We start from the raw sequence: 17,652 nt of genomic DNA, 5'->3' as shown, positions 1-17,652 counted from the left end.
GGCGTTGGTGGCGGGGTTAGCGGTTGGCGGGGACGGGGGTGGCCAGCGCGGCGAGAAGGCGTTCGGCGAGCTGGGTGGCGTAGCCGCTTCCGACGACGGCGATCACGTCACCTGGGCGTGCTAGGTCGGCGATCTGCCGTTCCAGTTCGTGGCTGAGCACGGCCTGCACGCTAGGCATAACGTGGAGGTGGTCGGCGATGCCCTGATGAGCTGCCGCGCGGGCGATGGCTTCCACGCCGGAGGGGAATCCCGGATGGGCAGCGCCCGACGGGTCGTACACGGGCAGCAGGAAGGCGTGATCAGCGGCGGCCAACTGGCGGCCAAGTTCACGGCCGTTGGCGACAGTGGCGGGCCAGCCGCTTGGCTCGAACAAGGCGATCACTCGCCCACGGTGGTCGGTCAGCTCGCGGGCGACGGCAAGGTCATGCGCCAACTCCACGGGATGAACAGCGACGGAGTCCAAGACCGTGATGCCATTGGGTTTGCCGGCAACCGTCAGGGAACGGGCAATGCCGCTGAAGTCAGCAACCCCTTCGGCGAGATCTGCGACAGCGACGCCGAGCAGCTGCCCGGCGGCGACCACCATCGCCGCATCCCGCGCCGCCTGCCGGCCCATCACCGGTACCGTCAGCTCGTACTCCGTACCGTCCAGGCCTCTCAGCCGCAGCCGCGTGCCGCTCCGGTTCCGCCAGCTGTCCAGGATCCGCACGTCGGCACCGCCGGCCTGCCCGACTGTCACTACCCGCGGCCCGGGCTGCGCGGCCAGCCGGGCGGCCAGCTTGCCCACACCCGCCTCCCAGGTCGGCAGCACCACCGCCTCGCTGCGCCGCGCGATGCCTTCGAGCTCCTCAAGCTCATCGTCGAGTCGGTCGAGTCGAGTAGCGCTGGCAGCGGTGATCACGCTGACCTCGGTCCTGACGGCCAGGTCGTAGTCCTGGGCGAGGTCAGCGATCAACAAGTCCCCTCCGCTGTGGTGACCGAGCCGTTGACCGGTCACCGGGCGGCGCAACATCCAGGCGGGGTTGCGGTGGCCGAGTGCGCTGGTGAGCATCCCTGAGACGGTGGCGGTGCTGTGGCTGCCGGCGACCATGACGGTGGTGGCGCACCCGATCAGTTCACCGAGCGCCTCGGCGACGGTCAGGGCGGGGATGCCGAGGGCCCTGGCCCGGTCTAGCTCGGCCCGCGCGGCTTTGGTAGTTGGGCCGGGCCAGATCAGGCAGGCCATGTCGGCCCGCACTGGGGCGGAGCTGTGCGGGTGGATGACCGCACCCAGGCCGCGCAGCGCGTTGATGGCAGGGGTGTCCGTGGTGGCGTTGGTGGAGCCGCTGACGCGGGCACCGCGGGCCAGCAGCAGCTCGGCCAGGCCCGGCAGTCCGGAGCCCTCGGCGTCGATACCGACCAGGTGCGGGACGGTCAGCAGTGGTTGGGCGTTGGGCGTGGAGTTCATGCGGGGCTTCTCCTGCGGAATGGTGGCGATGGGCGGGGGCCAGTCCTGGTTGATCGCTTCGAGTGCCGCGGCGACGAGGAATACTCGATGGCCGACACCGTGCGGACGTGCGGCGACGCGTGTCAGGGGCGGGCAGGCCCCGGTGACGCGCAGGAGCTCAGGCTCCGTTGACTGCTCGCAGTTGTGGCTCGGTGGGTTGGTGATGGCGATCAAGTGGGGGATTCCGCGCTGCTCGAAGACGTCCAGGGCGCTCGGGTCGGTGCCCATCACGGGCCAGTGATCGGTCACCAGCAGTGCGGCGGTGGCACCGTCGAGCAGGTCCGTCCAGCGCCGCCAAGCCGCCGCCGGGGTGGGTAGGGCGAACAAGAGCACCACCACATCGCCGATCGTGATCCGGCCCTTCCAGGCACAGATCGTCTTGGTGGCGAAGCCGGGGTCGGAAGCGATATCGGCATACTCCTCGACGATCTCTAGTGCCTCGTCGCTGACGGCGGTAAGGGATGCTGTGGTGTCGTGCTCGGTGCCGGCCAGCAGGATCGTCAGGTAGGACGGAGGTTCGGCCCCGCAGCTCGGCGCGGGAAGAGCGAGTGTGGAGGACACGGTTCTAGAAGTTCTCCAGGACGGTGGGTGGGGCCCCGAGGCGGACTGCCCACGCCTCGGGGCCCCGGCACAAGGGGACAGGGTCAGGTCTGGGCGAAGCCGCGCACGAGCTCGAGGTCGGTCACTCGCGTCTCGTGGGCGGCCAGTTCGGCGCGGGCCAGGGTGTCGTAGTGATGAACGACGTCTTCGCCCAGCAGCGTGCTGGCCAGCGTGCTCGAGGCGAACAACTCCACGGCCTTGCCCAGGTTGCCGGGCAGCTGCGGCCCGGCGGTGGTGCGGTAGCCGTTGCCGGTGACGGGCGCCGGGGGTTTGAGGCCGGCCGCGATGCCGTGGCGCATCGCGGCCACCGCGGCGGCAAGCGCCAGGTAGGCGTTGCTGTCCGCGCCGGGCAGGCGAACTTCCAAGTGCAGGCTGGGGCCGTGGCCAACGACACGCACCGCGCAGGACCGGTTGTCCCGGCCCCAGCAGTAGCGCGTCGGCGCGAAGCTGCGCGGCCGGAACCGCTTGTAGGAGTTGACGTTCGGAGCCCACAGCGGGGCCAGCACCGGCAGAGCCGCCAGCAGGCCGGCCACAGCGCCCCGTCCCACCTCGGACAGCTCCTCAGGCTGGTCGCCGGTGGCCATCCGGGAGGCGCCGTCGTCCCATAGCGACAGGTGCAGGTGCAGGCCCGAGCCGACCCCGGTCGTCGGAGCCGCCATGAAGGTCGGCACCAGGCGCATCCGGTCGGCAGCCGCTCGGGCTGCCGCCTTGAGCAGCACCTGCCCGCGAACAGCCTCCACCGGATCCCCGTACGGAAGCGTGATCTCCACCTGCCCCGGGGCGCCCTCCGTCTTGACCGCCTCGATGGGCGAGCCGGCCCGGCGCAGCAGGGTGGCCAGGCGCTGGGTGTAGCGCACCAGGTGGGCTGGCTGGTCGAGGGAGTAGTCGCGGTTGTCGCAGGTAACCGGGGTCAGGCCGCGAAACCCTATAGCGGTGGCCTGGGCGAGCGTGCCCTGGTAGACGAGGAACTCGGTCTCCAAGCCGACCTTCACGCTCAACCCGGCGTCGGCAAGCAGATCGAGCTGGCGAGCAAGCATCGTCGACGGGGCTACCGGCAGCGCGGTGTTCCCATCCGGGGTGACGGCGTCGGCAAACACCAGAGCGGTGTGGGGCAGCCACGGCACCGTCCGTGCCGACGCGAGATGGGGAGCCACCCGAACGTCTCCGAAGCCCGACTCCCAGCCGGCCAGGTCCAGCCCGTCCAAGGGGGTCATCTCGATGTCGGTGGCCAGCACGTAGCCGCACATCTCCGCCTCGGATTGGCCGTCGACGAAGTGCCGCACGAAGTACTCGGCATCGTATGCCTTCCCCTTCAACCGGCCCTGCGTGTCGACCACGGCAAGCAGGACGCTGCGGAGCTCGCCGGTCAGCGCGGCCTGGCGCAGCTGGTCTCGCGTCAACCGACCCGAGAGCTGTTGGGTGGTGGTCGGTGTGGTGGGCATCAGACGACCTCGCCGGCCAGTTCGGTCATGCGGGCGCTCGGGGCGTTGGGCGGGGTGTATGAGCGGCCGGCGATCCACCGCCACACGGTGGCCAGCAGTAGCACGACGGCCAGGGCGACGGGTGCGTAGTTGAACGAGTTGGCGGTGATCGGGCTGCTCTGCGGCAGGCACACCAGCACGGTGACGATCACCACCCACACCACCGCGGCAATCCCGATCGGACGGCTCCACCGGCCAAGGTGCCACGGTCCCGGAACGAAGCGGGACTTGGCGCGCAGGCGCAAGTAGATGGGGATGGCGTACGCCGGGGTCATGCCGATGACATTGATGGCGGTGACGGCACCGTAGGCGGTCATCGACCACAGGGAGGGCAGCGCCAGCAGCCAGGCCACCGAAACGGAAAGCCATACTGCCGCCACGGGCGTGCCAGTGCGGGTCGAGGTGCGTCGCCACCAGGTGCTGCCCGGCAGCGCACCGTCCCGGGAGAACGCGAACACCATCCGGCTTGCCGCGGCGGTCTCGGCGTTCCCGCAGAATAGCTGAGCCACGATGACCACGATCAACAGGCCCTCGGCCCCGCGCGTGCCCAGGGCATCGAGGAAGATCTGCGCCGGCGGCACGCCGGTGGCTGTGCCGACGGTGGCGGCGTAGTCCTTGATCGCGAAGGTCAGGCCGAACAACAGCACCAAACCCGCTGCCCAGGAGACCCAGATTGACCGGACGATCCCCCGCGGGGCCGACACCGCCGCCGAGACCGTCTCCTCCGACAGGTGCGCGGAGGCGTCGTACCCACTGAACGTGTACTGGGCGAGGAGCAAGCCGATCGCTGCGACGTACACCGGGCTGTGCCACCCGGTCGCGTTGTTGTAGTGGCCGAACACCCAGGCAGCGGACTGATGATGGCTGGGCACCAGCAGCAGGACGCCGACGATCAGCACCACACCTGCGATGTGCCACCACACGGAGACGCTGTTCAGCATGCTGACCAGCCGCACCCCGGCCAAGTTCAGGACCGCGTGCAGCAGCAGGATCCCCGTGTAGATCCCCATCAGCGAACTGGGCGTCGGGTTGAACCCGAACTGCAGGTGCGCCAGCGCCCCGATGAACGACGCGGCCCCGTAGTCGATGCCAGCGATCCCGCCCAACAGGCCGAGCAGGTTGAGCCAGCCTGTGTACCAGCCCCAGGCCCTCCCGCCCAAGCGGTCCGCCATGAAGTACAGCGCCCCGGACGTCGGGTAGGCCGAGGTGACTTCTGCCAGGGCGGAGCCGACCAGCAGCACCAGCGCCCCGACACCGACCCAGCCCCACAGCATCACCGCCGGGCCACCCGCCCCCAAGCCGTACCCGTACAGGGTCATGCATCCGGACAGAATCGAGATGACCGAGAACGAGATCGCGAAGTTCCCGAAACTGCTCATTCTGCGGACCAGTTGGGGCTGATAGCCCAGCTGGCGCAGTAACGCTTCATCCGCGGATCCGGACACCGCTCGGTGCGAGCGCGCCATTGTGCAACCTCCAAATCAGCAATGAAATAGGAAAGTTGAAAACATCAAGCCGAAGCTTGGGCAGTCGGCCGTGAGCACGGTGGTTCTTCAGTGCCTCAGGTACAGGCACTGATCGCGCGCTTCGAGGAATGCCTGCTCCGGGCCGCCGGGTCGGTCAGCCACGTAGGCCCACGGGATGCGGCTGGCGTGCGGCCCGATCACCTCGAACACCTGCGCCGCATCGGCGCGGCGACGCCCGGCCCACAGCGCGTGGGCCAACAGGTTCAGGTCCACCGCGGTGGGCGGCTCCTGAAACGGCTGCCGGAACCACTCGCTCCAGGCCCGCTCCGTGCGCCGGCCCACCGACTCCGAGACCTGCCATTGCCGGTGGTCCGCGTCTCGCGCCCGGCCGCTCTTGCGCAGCGCCCAGTAGGTCTCCGCGTGCGCCAGCAGTGGCAGCACCAGGCGTGGCGACCCGGCCGGTGCCAGGCCCTCCATGAAGAAGACGAAGTTCCACACCGCCGAGAACTGGCCGGTGGGCCGCGACAGCCAGAACTGCAGCATCCTCACATGGGCCTCGCGTCCCACCGGGTCCCGCAGCATCGCCTCGTGCAGGAGACCCCACGGACCGGTCGGCAGGAAACTCCCGCCCCACGGCGCCGCCACCCGGTGGTCGGGCACCGCTTCGGTCGTGTCCAGCTGGGCAAGTGCGAGCAGGCACACCCATGGGACCGGGTCGGCCGGTGCAGTGTTCACTGCCGACCAGCAGGCCTCACGGGCCCGGCCCGCCAGCACCCCCGCCCAACCAGGGTGCTCCCGGCCGGCTCGCAGCGCCCGCTCGACCGCCACTCGAGCGCTCATGGCCGCCGCATCCGCACTGTTGGGCTCCTCACGGCGCCACTCCTCCACCACCGTCGACCCGGCGGCCACAGCCCCGAGCACCTGGGAGCGGGCGGTCCGTACTCCGGGCAAGGAGCGCGAGGCAGCCAGCAGGTCACGCATCGCCATCCACCGGCCCGCCCCTACCTCCTCCACCACCGCCCTCAACGCGTCGTCCAGGCCAGCCGGGTGAAAGACCACCCGGTCCGACGGTGAGCTGCCGCTCATCGCCGCCCCCCTTCACCGCGCCGACCGCCAACCGACCTGCCGTCCGTTCGCGCCCCGGTGCAGCGAGGGCACCACGCCGAAGCCGGCCCTCGAGTCGCGGAGCACACCAGCGTCACCAGCCGGCTGATCGCCTCGTCCACTTGCCGGCGCTCTGCCCGCATACTCGACACGACCTCCCCGACCACGTAGGCCAGGGAGTTCGGCTCATCGGACAGCACCGCCAACTGCACCGCCACCTCGGCTAGGAGGTCGCTGTCCTGCTTCCTGACTATGGCCAGCTGCCGTTCCGCCGCGGCGGCCCGACGCCGGGCCGTCGCGGCGGAGCGCTGGGACACGACTGCCACCAGCAGCGCGACCAGAGAGCAGACGATCGTCCCGGCCACCGCCGGTGTCACCGAAGCCATCACCGAGCCCCCAGAGTTCGACCCACGGCCCCGTACCGGGACACCTCAGCCGGAGTGAGCTGATCCACCAGGCGAGGCCACCGGTTCACGGTGGTCAGCCCCGGCGCCGACAGCATCAGCCCCTCCAAGAACCCGGCCACCTCCTCCACCGACCGTGGATGGATCGGCAACCGGTGCCGGGCGAAGACCGCTGCGACCTTCTCCCACGCCTTCGGGGTGAAGTCCGCAGTCGCGTGCGCCAGCACCACCCAGGAGCCGGCAGGCAGTACCTCGAGCACGGCCGCCAGGCAGCCGTGCGGGTCCTGCTCGTCAGGCATGAATTCGAGCGCCGACTCCACGACCAGAGCCACCGGCCGCCCCGGCTCCAGCAACGCCTGCACCGGCGAAGCAGCCAACAACTCCTTCGGCTGTCCCAGGTGACCAGGTACCACCGCAATCCGCCCGGGCGGAGGACAGCTGAGCCGGGCCCGCAGGTGGGTCAGCACCATCGGGTCGTCGTCCACGTACACGGCTCGGACACTGGGCTGGAACGCCTGGGCCAGACCGTGCAAGGCAGGACCTGTAGGCAAGCCGGCACCGAGCACCAGCACATCACGCACCTGGTGCGCCCTGGCCAGGAACTGCACAGCACGCTCGATGAAATCCCGCCGGGCCCGAACCGATCGCCGAATCGCAGGGGCAACCTTCTTCAGCTCAGCCGCCACCGTCCGGTCGATCACCTGATGGTCCTTCCCGCCAAGGAGCAGGTCGTCCAGACGCGCCCGCGACGGCTTGCCGTTCCCCCCGGCTCGGCCGATCGACTGCCAACCCCTCAGTGGATCGGACCGCCCGTCAGGTTCGGTGGAAGCCACCGAGACCGTCGCCTCAGCGACTACCGCTCGCTCTGTCTTCAGCACGGTCATGGGTTCCTCGGCGCTCATCTGCATGGTCCGGACGAAACGGGTGGAGCTGCTGGTGCCTGCTCGCCGCGCAGGGGATGTCACGGCGAGCAGGCGGTCAACGGGTGGCGGTGCGCGTGCCGACGCGCCGTAGGTCACACGGTGGACAGTGCGATCGTGTGCTCGACGGGGAGGTTCAGCTCGCCTGCTCGTTTGGCTGATAGTGGCCGTTGAAGCACGGACGGTGGTACCGCATAGCCGGACGGTGCAAGGACGTCCTGGGACGCAACACTCGAACCTGACCGGGGACTCACTGTCCGTCAAGGTGCCGTATCGCCACCACCTCGCCCCGCGATCAACTGAGCGCGATCGAAGCCATTGGGTATCACCGACGTGTCATCTGAGCGATAACCGCTGCGCATAGCGACCTGAGGCTGTATCAGTGGATATCGGCTCGTACGACTTTGCACAGGGCTGCCTCGAGTGCCGAGGACGACCGGAAGGGGTTACCGCGTGACGAACACGAAGACCCTGCTCTGGGTTCTGGTTGCCGAGCAACGCCACTGGAGCTACAAGGACTTCGAGCGAGCGTTTGCCGCAGCCGCCACCGATTTGGCGAAGCGCCTCGGCGACCGGCACTTCAACAACCTGACCGTCTCCGAACCGACGTTCCGACGTTGGACGGCAGGTCGGGTGGGCCGGACAGCCGGCAGGTCTGCCCAGGTGCTGGAGCACATGTTCCATAGGACAGCGGCCTCGCTGTTAGCACCGGCGCCCAGCCTCGCCTCCAACGAGCAGCCCCAGTACAACCTCGAAAGCGACATCGCGATGACCGCACGTGACGCATCCGACCACGCGTTCGCCCTGGCCTCCCAGTCCCTTCCCGGAATGTCGCTAGAGCAGCTCCGTGACGACCTCGTTCATCTCGCCCGTACCTATGATCGAAGGCCACCATTCGACGTCTTCCGCGAAGGCAAGATGCTGCGCGCGAACGTGGCGGATCTGCTGGACCGCACCCAGATTCCGGCGCAACGGCAGGACCTACTAATCATCGCCGGCCAGGCTGCTGCGCTGCTCGCCATGTCAGCGTTCGATCTCGGGTCACTGGGTTCCGCAACCAGGCTGGCCCGCTCGGCAGCAATCTACGGAGAAGCAGCACGGTTCGGCCCGCTGCAAGCCTTTGCCGGTGGAACGCTGGCTGTTCTTGCCTACTGGGACGGTCGTCCCGCGGAGGCTGTCCAACTTGTCCGGCAGGCCAAGCTGCACCCGGGCATCGGAGCTGCTGCCCGTGCGCGGCTCGGCTCAATCGAGGCTCGTGCCTATGGCCACCTCGGCGACGCCGCTCGGGCGCAACGAGCTGTCCAGGCCTTCCTGAACGATGACTGGGAGGGCGTCGACGACCTCCATGACGGCATCGGCGGCGAGTTCCATCACGATGCTGCTCGCCTGGCCCGTTCGTACGGCACGACGTTCCTTCTGCTGAGCGACGGCGCTGGAGCTCAGGAACACACCACCAGGGTCCTGACTCTGCAGTCCGCGCTACCAGCGTCCAAGCGGACACCCCGGATCGAAGCCGAGGCCCGCGCGGACTGCGCCGCGGCCCTGCTCCTCACGGGCGATCTGGACGGCGCGGTCGAGATGCTGAAGCCCATTGCGGCGCTACCACCTGACCGGCGGATCGCGGGCCTGGTGGAGCGGATCCGCCGTGTTCGCGGCTTGCTTACGGAAGACCCCATCCGCACGTCGGCGGTGGCGATCTCGCTTGGCGAGGACCTCGAGGAGTACGTCAGGGCATCAGCACCGAGGCAACTCGGCACTGGTGCAACTCGTCTCGCGCTCGGGAACTGACGCCCAATCGGGCCGGTGCGCGCGTCCAGCCAAGCTCGACGCGCGCACCAACTCATTTCCGGGCTGCCGTTGCGAGAATCGCCGCCTCCTTCTCAGGGGCAATGCCGTGCGCTGCGGCCCTTGGGTGCGGAACCGGAAGACCTCCGGACTGCAGCCACGCCCAAGTGTCGGCGACGGTCTGCGCCAGCGGTCGACATGTCAGCCCGACCTCATAGGCCGTCGATGCGTCGATGAGCCAGACCCCTTCGTGCGTGCGCCACAGCGGGAGTTCGGTCCATTGGGTCACGCCGCTCTCCAGCAGCACAGCATCGGGGACCCACTCAAGCTGCCCATCACTTCCTGTGGTGTCGAGGCAGAGTTGCAGAAGGTCTGACATCGTCTCGCGGCCGATCGGTGCCGTGACGTTGTGCACCCCACCGCCGGTTCGCTGGGCGACGCCAAGCGCGAACCGTGCTACGTCACGAACGTCGACTGGTTGGATGGCCTTTCGCGGATCTCCGGGTGCCAGGATCCGTCCACCGCGTACGGCCCGACGCAACCACCAAGGCAGCCGGCCGACGTACTCCCCCGGTCCAAGAATCACACCGGGACGCAGAATCCAGGACCGCTCCGGGCCGAAGACGGTGACCACTGCGCGCTCGGCGCCGGCCTTTTGCCGCCCGTAGTGAAGGTTGGGTCCTAGCCAACCGGCCGGGTTGCGCCCGTAGTCCTCGTCCGCGTCCGGTGGGCCGTCAAGCACCGCATCACCGACGCGAAGCGGCTCGTCGGGCCATCCCGCGTAGACCGAGGCTGTGGAGATGTAGACGTACTGGCAAGTCACGGGTTCCAAGGCTCGTGCGCCCGCCAGAACTGCCCGTGGTGGCAGTTCGCCGGCCGAGGTGTCGATGACCGCGTCCCACGGCCCATGGCTTGCCAGACGCGCCAGATCGTCTCCATCGGTTCGATCACCATGAATCGGCTCCACGCCAGGCACATCCGAGCCCGATCGGCCACGATTGAACGTAGTGACTGCCCAACCCTGACGGAGTGCGTCTTCAACTACCGCCCGACCTAGGAACCATGTCCCACCAATCACCAGAATCCTCATGCCGAGATCCTGCCGAATCCAGGGCCTTGGTGCCACCCCCGTAGCCACGCTCGGCGGTTGCCAAAGGAATCTGATCTTCACTGCGGCGCGTCGATACGGCAGTGCCCGGCTGGACGCAAGGCCTGAGCGGCAGATGACAGCCCTCGATCACCCGCTGATCCGTTCACCCCAAGGGTGAGTCCTCCGTGATATGGCGCTGAGTACCCCGCAACGGGGACCGTGGAGCACCGCAGGGCAGAGCTCGGGGCACACACCCAGGGGCTTGATACTCACGCGAGTGACTACAGAGCGTCCCCAGACGTCTCCGTAGCGTCCCAGTGTGGGGTCGTGCCGTCCCGCTCCTACCTGCCAGCATCCAAGACCACGCGGAGCGAAACGGCAGGACGCGCGCTCACCAGTGCACCGACCTGCCAGGCCCGCGATCGCACTGGACACACCAACCCGTGAGCCGCCACCGCGGTCTCGCGTGCTCGCCCGATGAGCAGTGTCCATATAGAGGTGGGGGTGAGCAATGCGCAAAACTTGCCTGATCATTGGCGCCGGCCTCGCCGGATCGGCTGCGGCATGGGAACTGACCCAGCATGGCTTCAAGGTGCGAGTTCACGAACAGGCAGACGTCGTTGGCGGGCACGTGCGAAACGAGTGGCTGCGCGGCATTCCTTATGAGCCGCACGGTGCTCACATCTTCCACACCGCCGATGAAGACGTCTGGAACCTGGTCACGAAGCTGGCGGCCTTCGTCCCCTACCGGCACCGCGTCGCCATGCGCATCCGTTCCCACCATCTCAGCTGGCCGCTCCAGCACGCCGAACTGTCGCAGCTTGAAGAGTGGCCGGAGATCGAGTTCCAGTTGAGTGCCCGTCCACCGGTCCCGGACAGCACGAACTTCGAGACGCACTGCGTCTCCCTCATGGGCGAGACGCTGTACGGTCTGGCGATTCGCGAGTACACCCGCAAGCAGTGGGGCCGCGATCCCGACACCCTGTCAGCATCAGCTGCTTACGGTCGGATTGAGCTGCGGGGTGACGGGCATCACGACGTCTTCCGTGATCCCTACCAGGGGTGGCCGGATCGCGGATACACCGAGTTGGTGGAGGGCCTGCTTGAGCGGGCGGAGCTGCATCTCGGGCAGGCCGTGACGCACACAGACCTCGTAGAGCTCTGCGCTCCAGGAGAGCCGGTCATCGTGACCTCAGCCTTGGACGACTTCTTCGGCTGCGGGTTAGGCCCACTCGAATGGCGCGGTGTGCGCTTGAAGAGCGAGCTGGTCCCGCACGCCAAGCTCGTGCAGCCGGCCATGGTCGTCAACGACCCGGACGCCACGGTGCCGTGGACTCGCAGTATCGAGACGAAGTGGGCGCTGGAGAGGCTGCACTCCCTCCCGGGAACGATCGTGATGCGCGAGTACCCGGGCGCTCCTTCGAAGCACTATCCCGTTCCGGACAGTGCTGGCGCCAATCGCGCGCTGCAGCGCAGTTACGAACACCTACTCGTACAGGACGCCCGCAACCTCCTGATCCCCGCAGGCCGGCTCGCGACGTACCGCTACATCAACATGGACCAAGCCATCCGTCAGGGGCTCGACGCAGCCCGACGGATTCTGGAGGCATCGTGACGAGCAGCCAGGCTACGGAGAGCCCCGTTGCCATGGTGTACGAGCCGAACTCACGGGCCTACGGGCAGACTCTGCCGATCGTCGTGCCCGTGGGGCCAGGGCATGACCCCCGCGCTGCCGTGGAGTCCAGCCTTCGTTCCAGCCGGGGCGACGGGGCACACCCGTCGACCCTGCACATCGTGATCCTCAATGGGTCCCGGGAGCCGGCTGTGGAGCCTGGACTTCTGGTCCGAGAGCTGACGAGCTTGACCCCCGACCTCGCGGTGGCCGTCATACCCGCTGACGTGGGGTACGTGCGAGCGGTTCGGGCGGGGCTCGGAATCGCCAGCCGGCTCGGCTGTCACGCTGATCTTGTCGGGTTCCTGGACGCTGACGCGCTGCTGTGTGACCTCGGGCACTGGAGCGTTCTCGCGAAGGCACTCTCCCTCAACCCGATGCTGGATGCCGTCAGCGGCCTGGTCATCCATGAGCACTGCGAGGTGTGGGAGACGCCGAGTTCCCAGCGCTTCATCGAAGCAGTCGCGCGAGTGGTCGGCGTCGTCGAGAAGCCGTACATCCAGGGTGGGGCGGGTGGCACTCTCGCCCGGCGGCAGGTGTTCGAACAGGCAGTGGACCAAGCACTGGCCATGGGAACCCTGATCGGGCCGACGCTGTCGGCCACCTCGCTCGCCGCCGGCCGGGAGATCCGCGCGACCAGCCGGCTCCTGTGCCGCCACACCCCGCGCAGGACGCTCAACGAGTGGGTGGTGTCGGTCACCGCCTACGAGAAGTCGTGGCGAGCGCTCGTGCGGGAGTACGGCAGTGACATCGAGCGCCCCTGGCAGCAGTTCCTGCACGTCGCCGAGGAGTGCGTCCGCACCGATCACGAGCTCGCCCGGGACCTTGCCCATTGCCAGGAGCTACGGCGCCAGGTGGTGGCAGCTGTCGAGCACGGCGAACGGCTTCCCGAGTAACCGCCTTCCCCAACCTTCCCGCACAACTGCACTCAAGGGAGCGACGAGTTGATTCCGTTCCACTCGAACAGCAGGCAGCACGCCGACCTCTCGGAGGCGCTGGCGCAGGCACTGCACGGTGTCGACCTGAAGGACGATTCGGCGTTCGCGCACCAGCTGGAGAAGTTCGAGCAGAAGCTGGCCGACTACTGCCAGGTCGAATCCGTGGTGTCGGTCGCGTCGGGCAGCGACGCCCTGGTCTTGGCCCTGAGGGCGCTCAACCTGCCGCCCGGCTCGGAAGTCATCACATGCGACTTCGGGTTCTACGCCACGGCCGCGAGCATCATCATGGCCGACCTGATCCCGGTGTTCGTGGACACGGCGCCTGGGCGGATGACCATGGACCTGGACGCGGTCCGCGCGGCCATCTCCCCGCGTACAGCCGCCATCGTGCCGGTCCACTTGTTCGGGGAAGCAGTGGCCATGCCGGCACTCCAGAAACTGGCCAGCGAGCACTCGCTGGCGATCGTCGAGGACGTTGCCCAGGCGCTCGGAGCGACCAGCAACGGCCAACTCGTCGGCTCCTTCGGCGTTGCAGCAGCCGTCAGCTTCAACTGGTCGAAGCACCTGTCCAGCTTCTCCAACGGTGGCGCGATCCTCACCAACGACGCTGGCCTGGCCAACCGGCTTCGGTCTCTTCGAAGCTACGGCAACGAGGGGACGTTCCATCACACGGCGCTCGGCATCAACAGCAAGCTCAACCCGTTTGAGGCCGCGCTGCTGTCCGTGAAGCTTCCCTACCTCGACGGATGGATTGGGCGGCGGCGCGAAGTGGCCGACCGGTACACCAGCATCTTGTCCCAGGCGCCGCAGATCATCACGCCGTCGATGGTTGAGCCTGGGGCGCACGTGTTCCACAAGTACACGATCCGGATACCTGACCGCGATGGCCTGCGCAAGTACCTGAAGGACAGCTCGGTCAGCACACTCGTCTGCTACCCGCACCTGTTGCACACCCAGCCAGCGTTCGCCGGTAGGGGCCTACGGGCAGAGAGCTTCGACCACGCCTCCCGTCTGGTTGACGAGGTGCTGTCGCTGCCGGTCTACCCGGAACTGATGGACACCGAGATCGACTTCATCGGCGAAGCCGTACTGGCGCACGTGAGGACGGGCCATTGACATCACCGACGAACAAAGCAGCGGCAATCGCAGGACTGACGGGCAGTCTGCTTCAAGGGATGTACGACCGGTCGCCGGAATGGCTTCTGGAGCACCGCGGGATGGAGTCGGCTTCGACGGTTAGCGCCCTGGCGGACTACCGGCCGGTGGCCGCCGGCATGGCGTTCGCCACGAACCAGGAGTTCCAGGGCCCGCAGTCCGGTGGGTCGTTGGTGATCGGTGGCGCCTGCCTGAGTGGCTGCGCCGCACGGCTCGACCGGCTTCGGCTCGAGTTCGTGGCGGACACCGTGCACCCCCTGCTGCTCGCCGCATGCGCCGGCACTCCGTGTGTGCTGTACCTGCCCATCGCGGAGGAAGCCATCGTCAGCGGCCCCTCCATCGGCTTGCCTGCATGGCAGAGCTTCGGCGACCGCCTCGAGGTCTTCGTCAACGCCTTGGCCGACGCCATCCCCGACGGCCAGCGGCCGATCCTCATCAGGACAGACGCCCCAGAGGTCTCCACTCATCTGGAAACGGCGGCTGACCAGGTGTCGGTCCTGCTCGACCAGCGCGAGATGGAGGAGCTCTACACGATCGTTCCCGCACGCGCTCAGCGGCCTGGGACCGCCAGGCTCCGGCAGTACCGCCGCAGCATCGTCTCTTACCTGCCCTCGGTGGTTGCGGCGCTCACCGGCTACGCGGATGTCCAGCACGTCGTCGTGGCGGAGAACTTCCACCAGGTTCGGGCCATCGATGCCGCCCGGCGTCTCCTTCCGGCGCTGGCCCCCAGCGCGAGGCTCGATCATCTCGCTCATCTCCCCTCTCCCTCGGTCAGCGGCACGAGCCGGATGGCCCGAGCGTCCGAGCGATCCGTGATCTTCTGCGGGGAAGCCCCCGAGGCTCAGGCGGAGAAGGTCCGCCGCATGCCCGCCGCAGTGCGGTGTTTCTGGGAACGGGTCTGGCCCCCGCCGTCCGATGCACGCGGTGGCCCCGACGGCCAGGACCTGGTGGCGGCGCTGCTCGAGCGCGCTCGTGCCCTGCTGAGGGACGCGGACAGGTCGTACGCCAGCTCCGCCAACTCCGCGCCTTTCGACGACCGGCTCGAGAGCTTCGAAGGGACAACCCCCTCATGACGAACCGACCTATCGGTGTGATCGGCCTGGGCGAGATGGGCCGAGTGATCGCCGCGCGCATTCTGTCGCTCGGCCAGCCGGTCGTGGGCCACGACAGTTCACCAACAGCAGAGGACTTCGACTCCCCGCTCTTCACCCGGGCCGGGCGGCCTGCGGACGTTGCTGTGGCCTGCGACGTGGTCCTCGTCATCGTCCACACCGACGCCGAGGTCCGAGACGTGGTCGTGGGCCAGGGCGGGATCCTGGACTCCGCCTGCAAGGGCACGACCGTGGTCGTCCATTCGACGGTGGATCCGGCCACGTGCACTGCCCTCGCCGACCGTCTGAAGGCGCATGGACTCGTCGTGGTCGACGCCGGCATGAGCCGCGGGCGGGGATCGATGAGGGACGGGGTGCTGACTCTCTTCGCCGGAGGAACGGCGGATGCCATCGAGTCCGCGAGGTGGGCCTTCGACCTCTACAGCAACAATGTGGTGCATGCCGGCCCGGTGGGCGCCGGCATGGCGCTGAAGCTCGGCAACAACCTGCTGCTTCACGCCAACAGGTTGGCCATGCTGGAGGTGGCCCACCTGTGCGAGAGCGGCGGCGTCGCCCGGGAAGCTCTTCTGTCTGGGGTGCGATCGAGCACCGGTAGCAGCTGGGTCCTGGAGCACTGGGGTGAGGCGGACGAGCGCGCCCTGAGCGACGGTCTCGGCACGACTCCGTTCGTTCAGCGCACCAGTCGAGAGCTCGCGTTGGCCCTGGGCTTCGCCGACAGGCTCGGTCTGCATTTACCCGCCGCCACTTCCACAGGCCGCCACCTTCCTGCCGTCCTGGCCGAAGGCCTTGTCAGCCAGCTCGCGGCCAGCCATGAAGAGCGCAACCAGGTGATCAAGGAGTACCGCGCCAACGGCGGTCGGCTCGGCGGTCGCCGTGAGGGCTGGGAGCTGTTGTTGCTGACGACGGTGGGGGTCAGGACCGGGCTGCACCGCACGACACCTCTCGGCTACCTGCGCGACGGCCAGGGCCTGCTGGTGTTCGCGTCGAACGGAGGCAGCTCCAGAAGCCCCGACTGGTACCAGAATCTGGTCGCCAAGCCGCAGGTGACCGTCGAGCTCGGAGACCGCACGTTCAAAGCGGTCGCCGAAGAACTCGAAGGCGAAGAACGCGAACAGGCGTTCGCCCGCCAGGTCGCGCTAAAGCCCGAGTTCGCGCAGTACCAGCGCGATACCAGTCGGCTGATACCCGTCATCCGGCTGACCGAAGACGCACGCTGACCCATCGCCGGCGTCCGCCGTCGTTGATCCGTGCAGAAGGGAGCTGATCGTGCTGTTCATCGACTTCGGTGTCGACATGGCCCCGGGACTGAACGGTGTCGGCATCAGAGCGTGGGAGCTGGCCGCAGCGCTCTCCGCTTACGAGGAGGTGCTCGTGTTGACTCCCGACGTCCCGCACCCGGACGTTCGTGAGACCTGGAGCAAGGTGGCCTGGCGCAGGACGTCCGAGCTGCCGAGTGTCCGGCACGACCAGGACGTTCTCCTCTACGGGTTCGCCACAGACCCGCAGTCCATAGCGCGCTTCAAGAAGGCCGGCGCGATCTGCGTGTTCGACGCGATCATCTGGCCTATGGAGTACACCGGTTACCAGTGGATCCGCGATGCTTCTGACAGCTCGGCGGCCTATCAGGAGGTGCTGGACGACTACCTGAGGCAGCTCCGGCTGGCAGACGGCTATCTCGTCGCCTCACAAATGGAGAAGCAGGTGCTCACCGGCATGCTGACGACCTGCAGCTTCGAACGGCTCCTGACTGACGGACTCGACCTGTCGCTGGAGGACATCATCGCGACCGTGCCCGTCGGGCTCAGCGCGGTCAACGAACGCAGCCAGCTGCGGCTGGCTGGCGGCACCTCTGCGCCGGCGCCGGACTTCGTTTGGAACGGGGGGCTATGGAACCACTACTCGCCCGTCGCCGCGGTCCGCGGGCTGGGCGCACTCCTGGATGGTGACTACGACGCAAGCTTGTGGTTCCTGTACCCGCTGCGCGGCACAGCCACCGCGGCCTATCGGGCGGTCCAGGAGGCGGTGAGGGCGGATCCCCGCTTGGCGACCCGCGTCCGGTTCTGCGACGGCGGGCTGAGCATGCTGGAACGCATCTCCGTACTGGAGTCGGCACGAGCGGCGGTGTGCCTGTATGAGCCGCACGTCCTGTGGGACCTGTGCCCACCCATGCGGCTTCGGGAGACGCTGCTCTATCAGCTCCCGATCGTCACCACACGGCGCGGGGCCCTCGGTGACCTTGTCGCAGCCCGGGGCCTCGGCATGACCGCCGCGTCCCTGGCACCGGAGGAGGTCGCTTCGGCGATGCGCGCCTGTCTCGACGGAGGCGCCTCGAAGGCAATGCGCGCAGCCGCTGCGGCGGCGGGTGATGACTTCTCCTACGAGGGCATGGCCTCGGAGCTCGGCGCCTGGCTCGATCGGCTGCGGGCCCGGTGAGGCGCC

13 protein-coding genes are annotated in these 17,652 nt (G+C 68.1%); 7 read left to right on the top strand and 6 right to left on the bottom strand.

Annotated elements, in window-relative coordinates; genetic code table 11:
- Positions 1-16 precede the first annotated feature (16 nt).
- The 5 genes from E6W39_RS06420 to E6W39_RS06400 all read right to left on the bottom strand — a co-directional run bounded on the left by E6W39_RS06420 (position 17) and on the right by E6W39_RS06400 (position 7,425).
- The gene (locus tag E6W39_RS06420; protein ID WP_141631657.1) at positions 17-2,047 is read right to left on the bottom strand and encodes a glutamate ligase domain-containing protein; all 2,031 of its coding nucleotides are present in this window, start codon (positions 2,045-2,047) and stop codon (positions 17-19) included.
- An 83-nt stretch (positions 2,048-2,130) separates the two neighbouring features.
- Complete coding sequence (locus E6W39_RS06415; protein WP_141632697.1) at positions 2,131-3,528, bottom strand: glutamine synthetase family protein; 1,398 nt, start codon at positions 3,526-3,528, stop codon at positions 2,131-2,133.
- Positions 3,528-5,033: an amino acid permease gene (locus E6W39_RS06410; RefSeq protein WP_141632696.1), complete on the bottom strand. Its 1,506-nt coding sequence runs from the start codon at positions 5,031-5,033 to the stop codon at positions 3,528-3,530. The genes E6W39_RS06415 and E6W39_RS06410 overlap by 1 nt, the downstream gene beginning before the upstream one ends.
- An 87-nt stretch (positions 5,034-5,120) precedes the next feature.
- Positions 5,121-6,119, bottom strand: a complete 999-nt coding sequence (locus E6W39_RS06405) for a hypothetical protein (RefSeq protein ID WP_141632695.1) — start codon at positions 6,117-6,119, stop codon at positions 5,121-5,123.
- Positions 6,120-6,522: 403 nt separating this feature from the next.
- Positions 6,523-7,425, bottom strand: coding sequence for an SAM-dependent methyltransferase (locus tag E6W39_RS06400; RefSeq protein ID WP_228717998.1), 903 nt, complete (start codon positions 7,423-7,425; stop codon positions 6,523-6,525).
- 489 nt (positions 7,426-7,914) lie between these two features.
- On the opposite strand from E6W39_RS06400, the gene E6W39_RS06395 reads away from it, so the two are divergent.
- Complete coding sequence (locus E6W39_RS06395; protein WP_141632693.1) at positions 7,915-9,249, top strand: DNA-binding protein; 1,335 nt, start codon at positions 7,915-7,917, stop codon at positions 9,247-9,249.
- A gap of 52 nt (positions 9,250-9,301) precedes the next feature.
- Here the strand turns inward: E6W39_RS06395 and E6W39_RS06390 are convergent, their stop codons facing one another.
- Positions 9,302-10,336, bottom strand: coding sequence for an NAD-dependent epimerase/dehydratase family protein (locus E6W39_RS06390; RefSeq protein ID WP_141632692.1), 1,035 nt, complete (start codon positions 10,334-10,336; stop codon positions 9,302-9,304).
- Positions 10,337-10,847: 511 nt separating this feature from the next.
- Here E6W39_RS06390 and E6W39_RS06385 point away from each other — a divergent pair.
- Genes E6W39_RS06385 through E6W39_RS06360 form a run of 6 tightly spaced genes read left to right on the top strand, consistent with a single transcriptional unit; the run spans position 10,848 to position 17,646 of the window.
- Positions 10,848-11,951: a UDP-galactopyranose mutase gene (locus E6W39_RS06385; protein WP_141632691.1), complete on the top strand. Its 1,104-nt coding sequence runs from the start codon at positions 10,848-10,850 to the stop codon at positions 11,949-11,951.
- The gene (locus E6W39_RS06380; protein WP_220140173.1) at positions 11,948-12,904 is read left to right on the top strand and encodes a glycosyltransferase; all 957 of its coding nucleotides are present in this window, start codon (positions 11,948-11,950) and stop codon (positions 12,902-12,904) included. The genes E6W39_RS06385 and E6W39_RS06380 overlap by 4 nt, the downstream gene beginning before the upstream one ends.
- 48 nt (positions 12,905-12,952) lie before the next feature.
- On the top strand, positions 12,953-14,062 hold the full coding sequence (locus tag E6W39_RS06375; RefSeq protein WP_141632690.1) for a DegT/DnrJ/EryC1/StrS family aminotransferase: 1,110 nt from the start codon (positions 12,953-12,955) through the stop codon (positions 14,060-14,062).
- A gap of 59 nt (positions 14,063-14,121) precedes the next feature.
- Positions 14,122-15,174, top strand: coding sequence for a hypothetical protein (locus E6W39_RS06370; RefSeq protein WP_141632689.1), 1,053 nt, complete (start codon positions 14,122-14,124; stop codon positions 15,172-15,174).
- Positions 15,171-16,430, top strand: a complete 1,260-nt coding sequence (locus tag E6W39_RS06365; protein ID WP_141632688.1) for a nitroreductase/quinone reductase family protein — start codon at positions 15,171-15,173, stop codon at positions 16,428-16,430. Before E6W39_RS06370 ends, E6W39_RS06365 begins: the two co-directional genes overlap by 4 nt.
- Positions 16,431-16,479: 49 nt before the next feature.
- Positions 16,480-17,646, top strand: a complete 1,167-nt coding sequence (locus E6W39_RS06360; protein WP_141632687.1) for a glycosyltransferase family protein — start codon at positions 16,480-16,482, stop codon at positions 17,644-17,646.
- Positions 17,647-17,652 lie beyond the last annotated feature (6 nt).

The organism is Kitasatospora acidiphila (genome assembly GCF_006636205.1).
Lineage (GTDB): Bacteria > Actinomycetota > Actinomycetes > Streptomycetales > Streptomycetaceae > Kitasatospora > Kitasatospora acidiphila.
The sequence above is the reverse complement of the archived record's forward strand: the minus strand, read 5'-3'. Positions and strand labels throughout refer to the sequence as shown.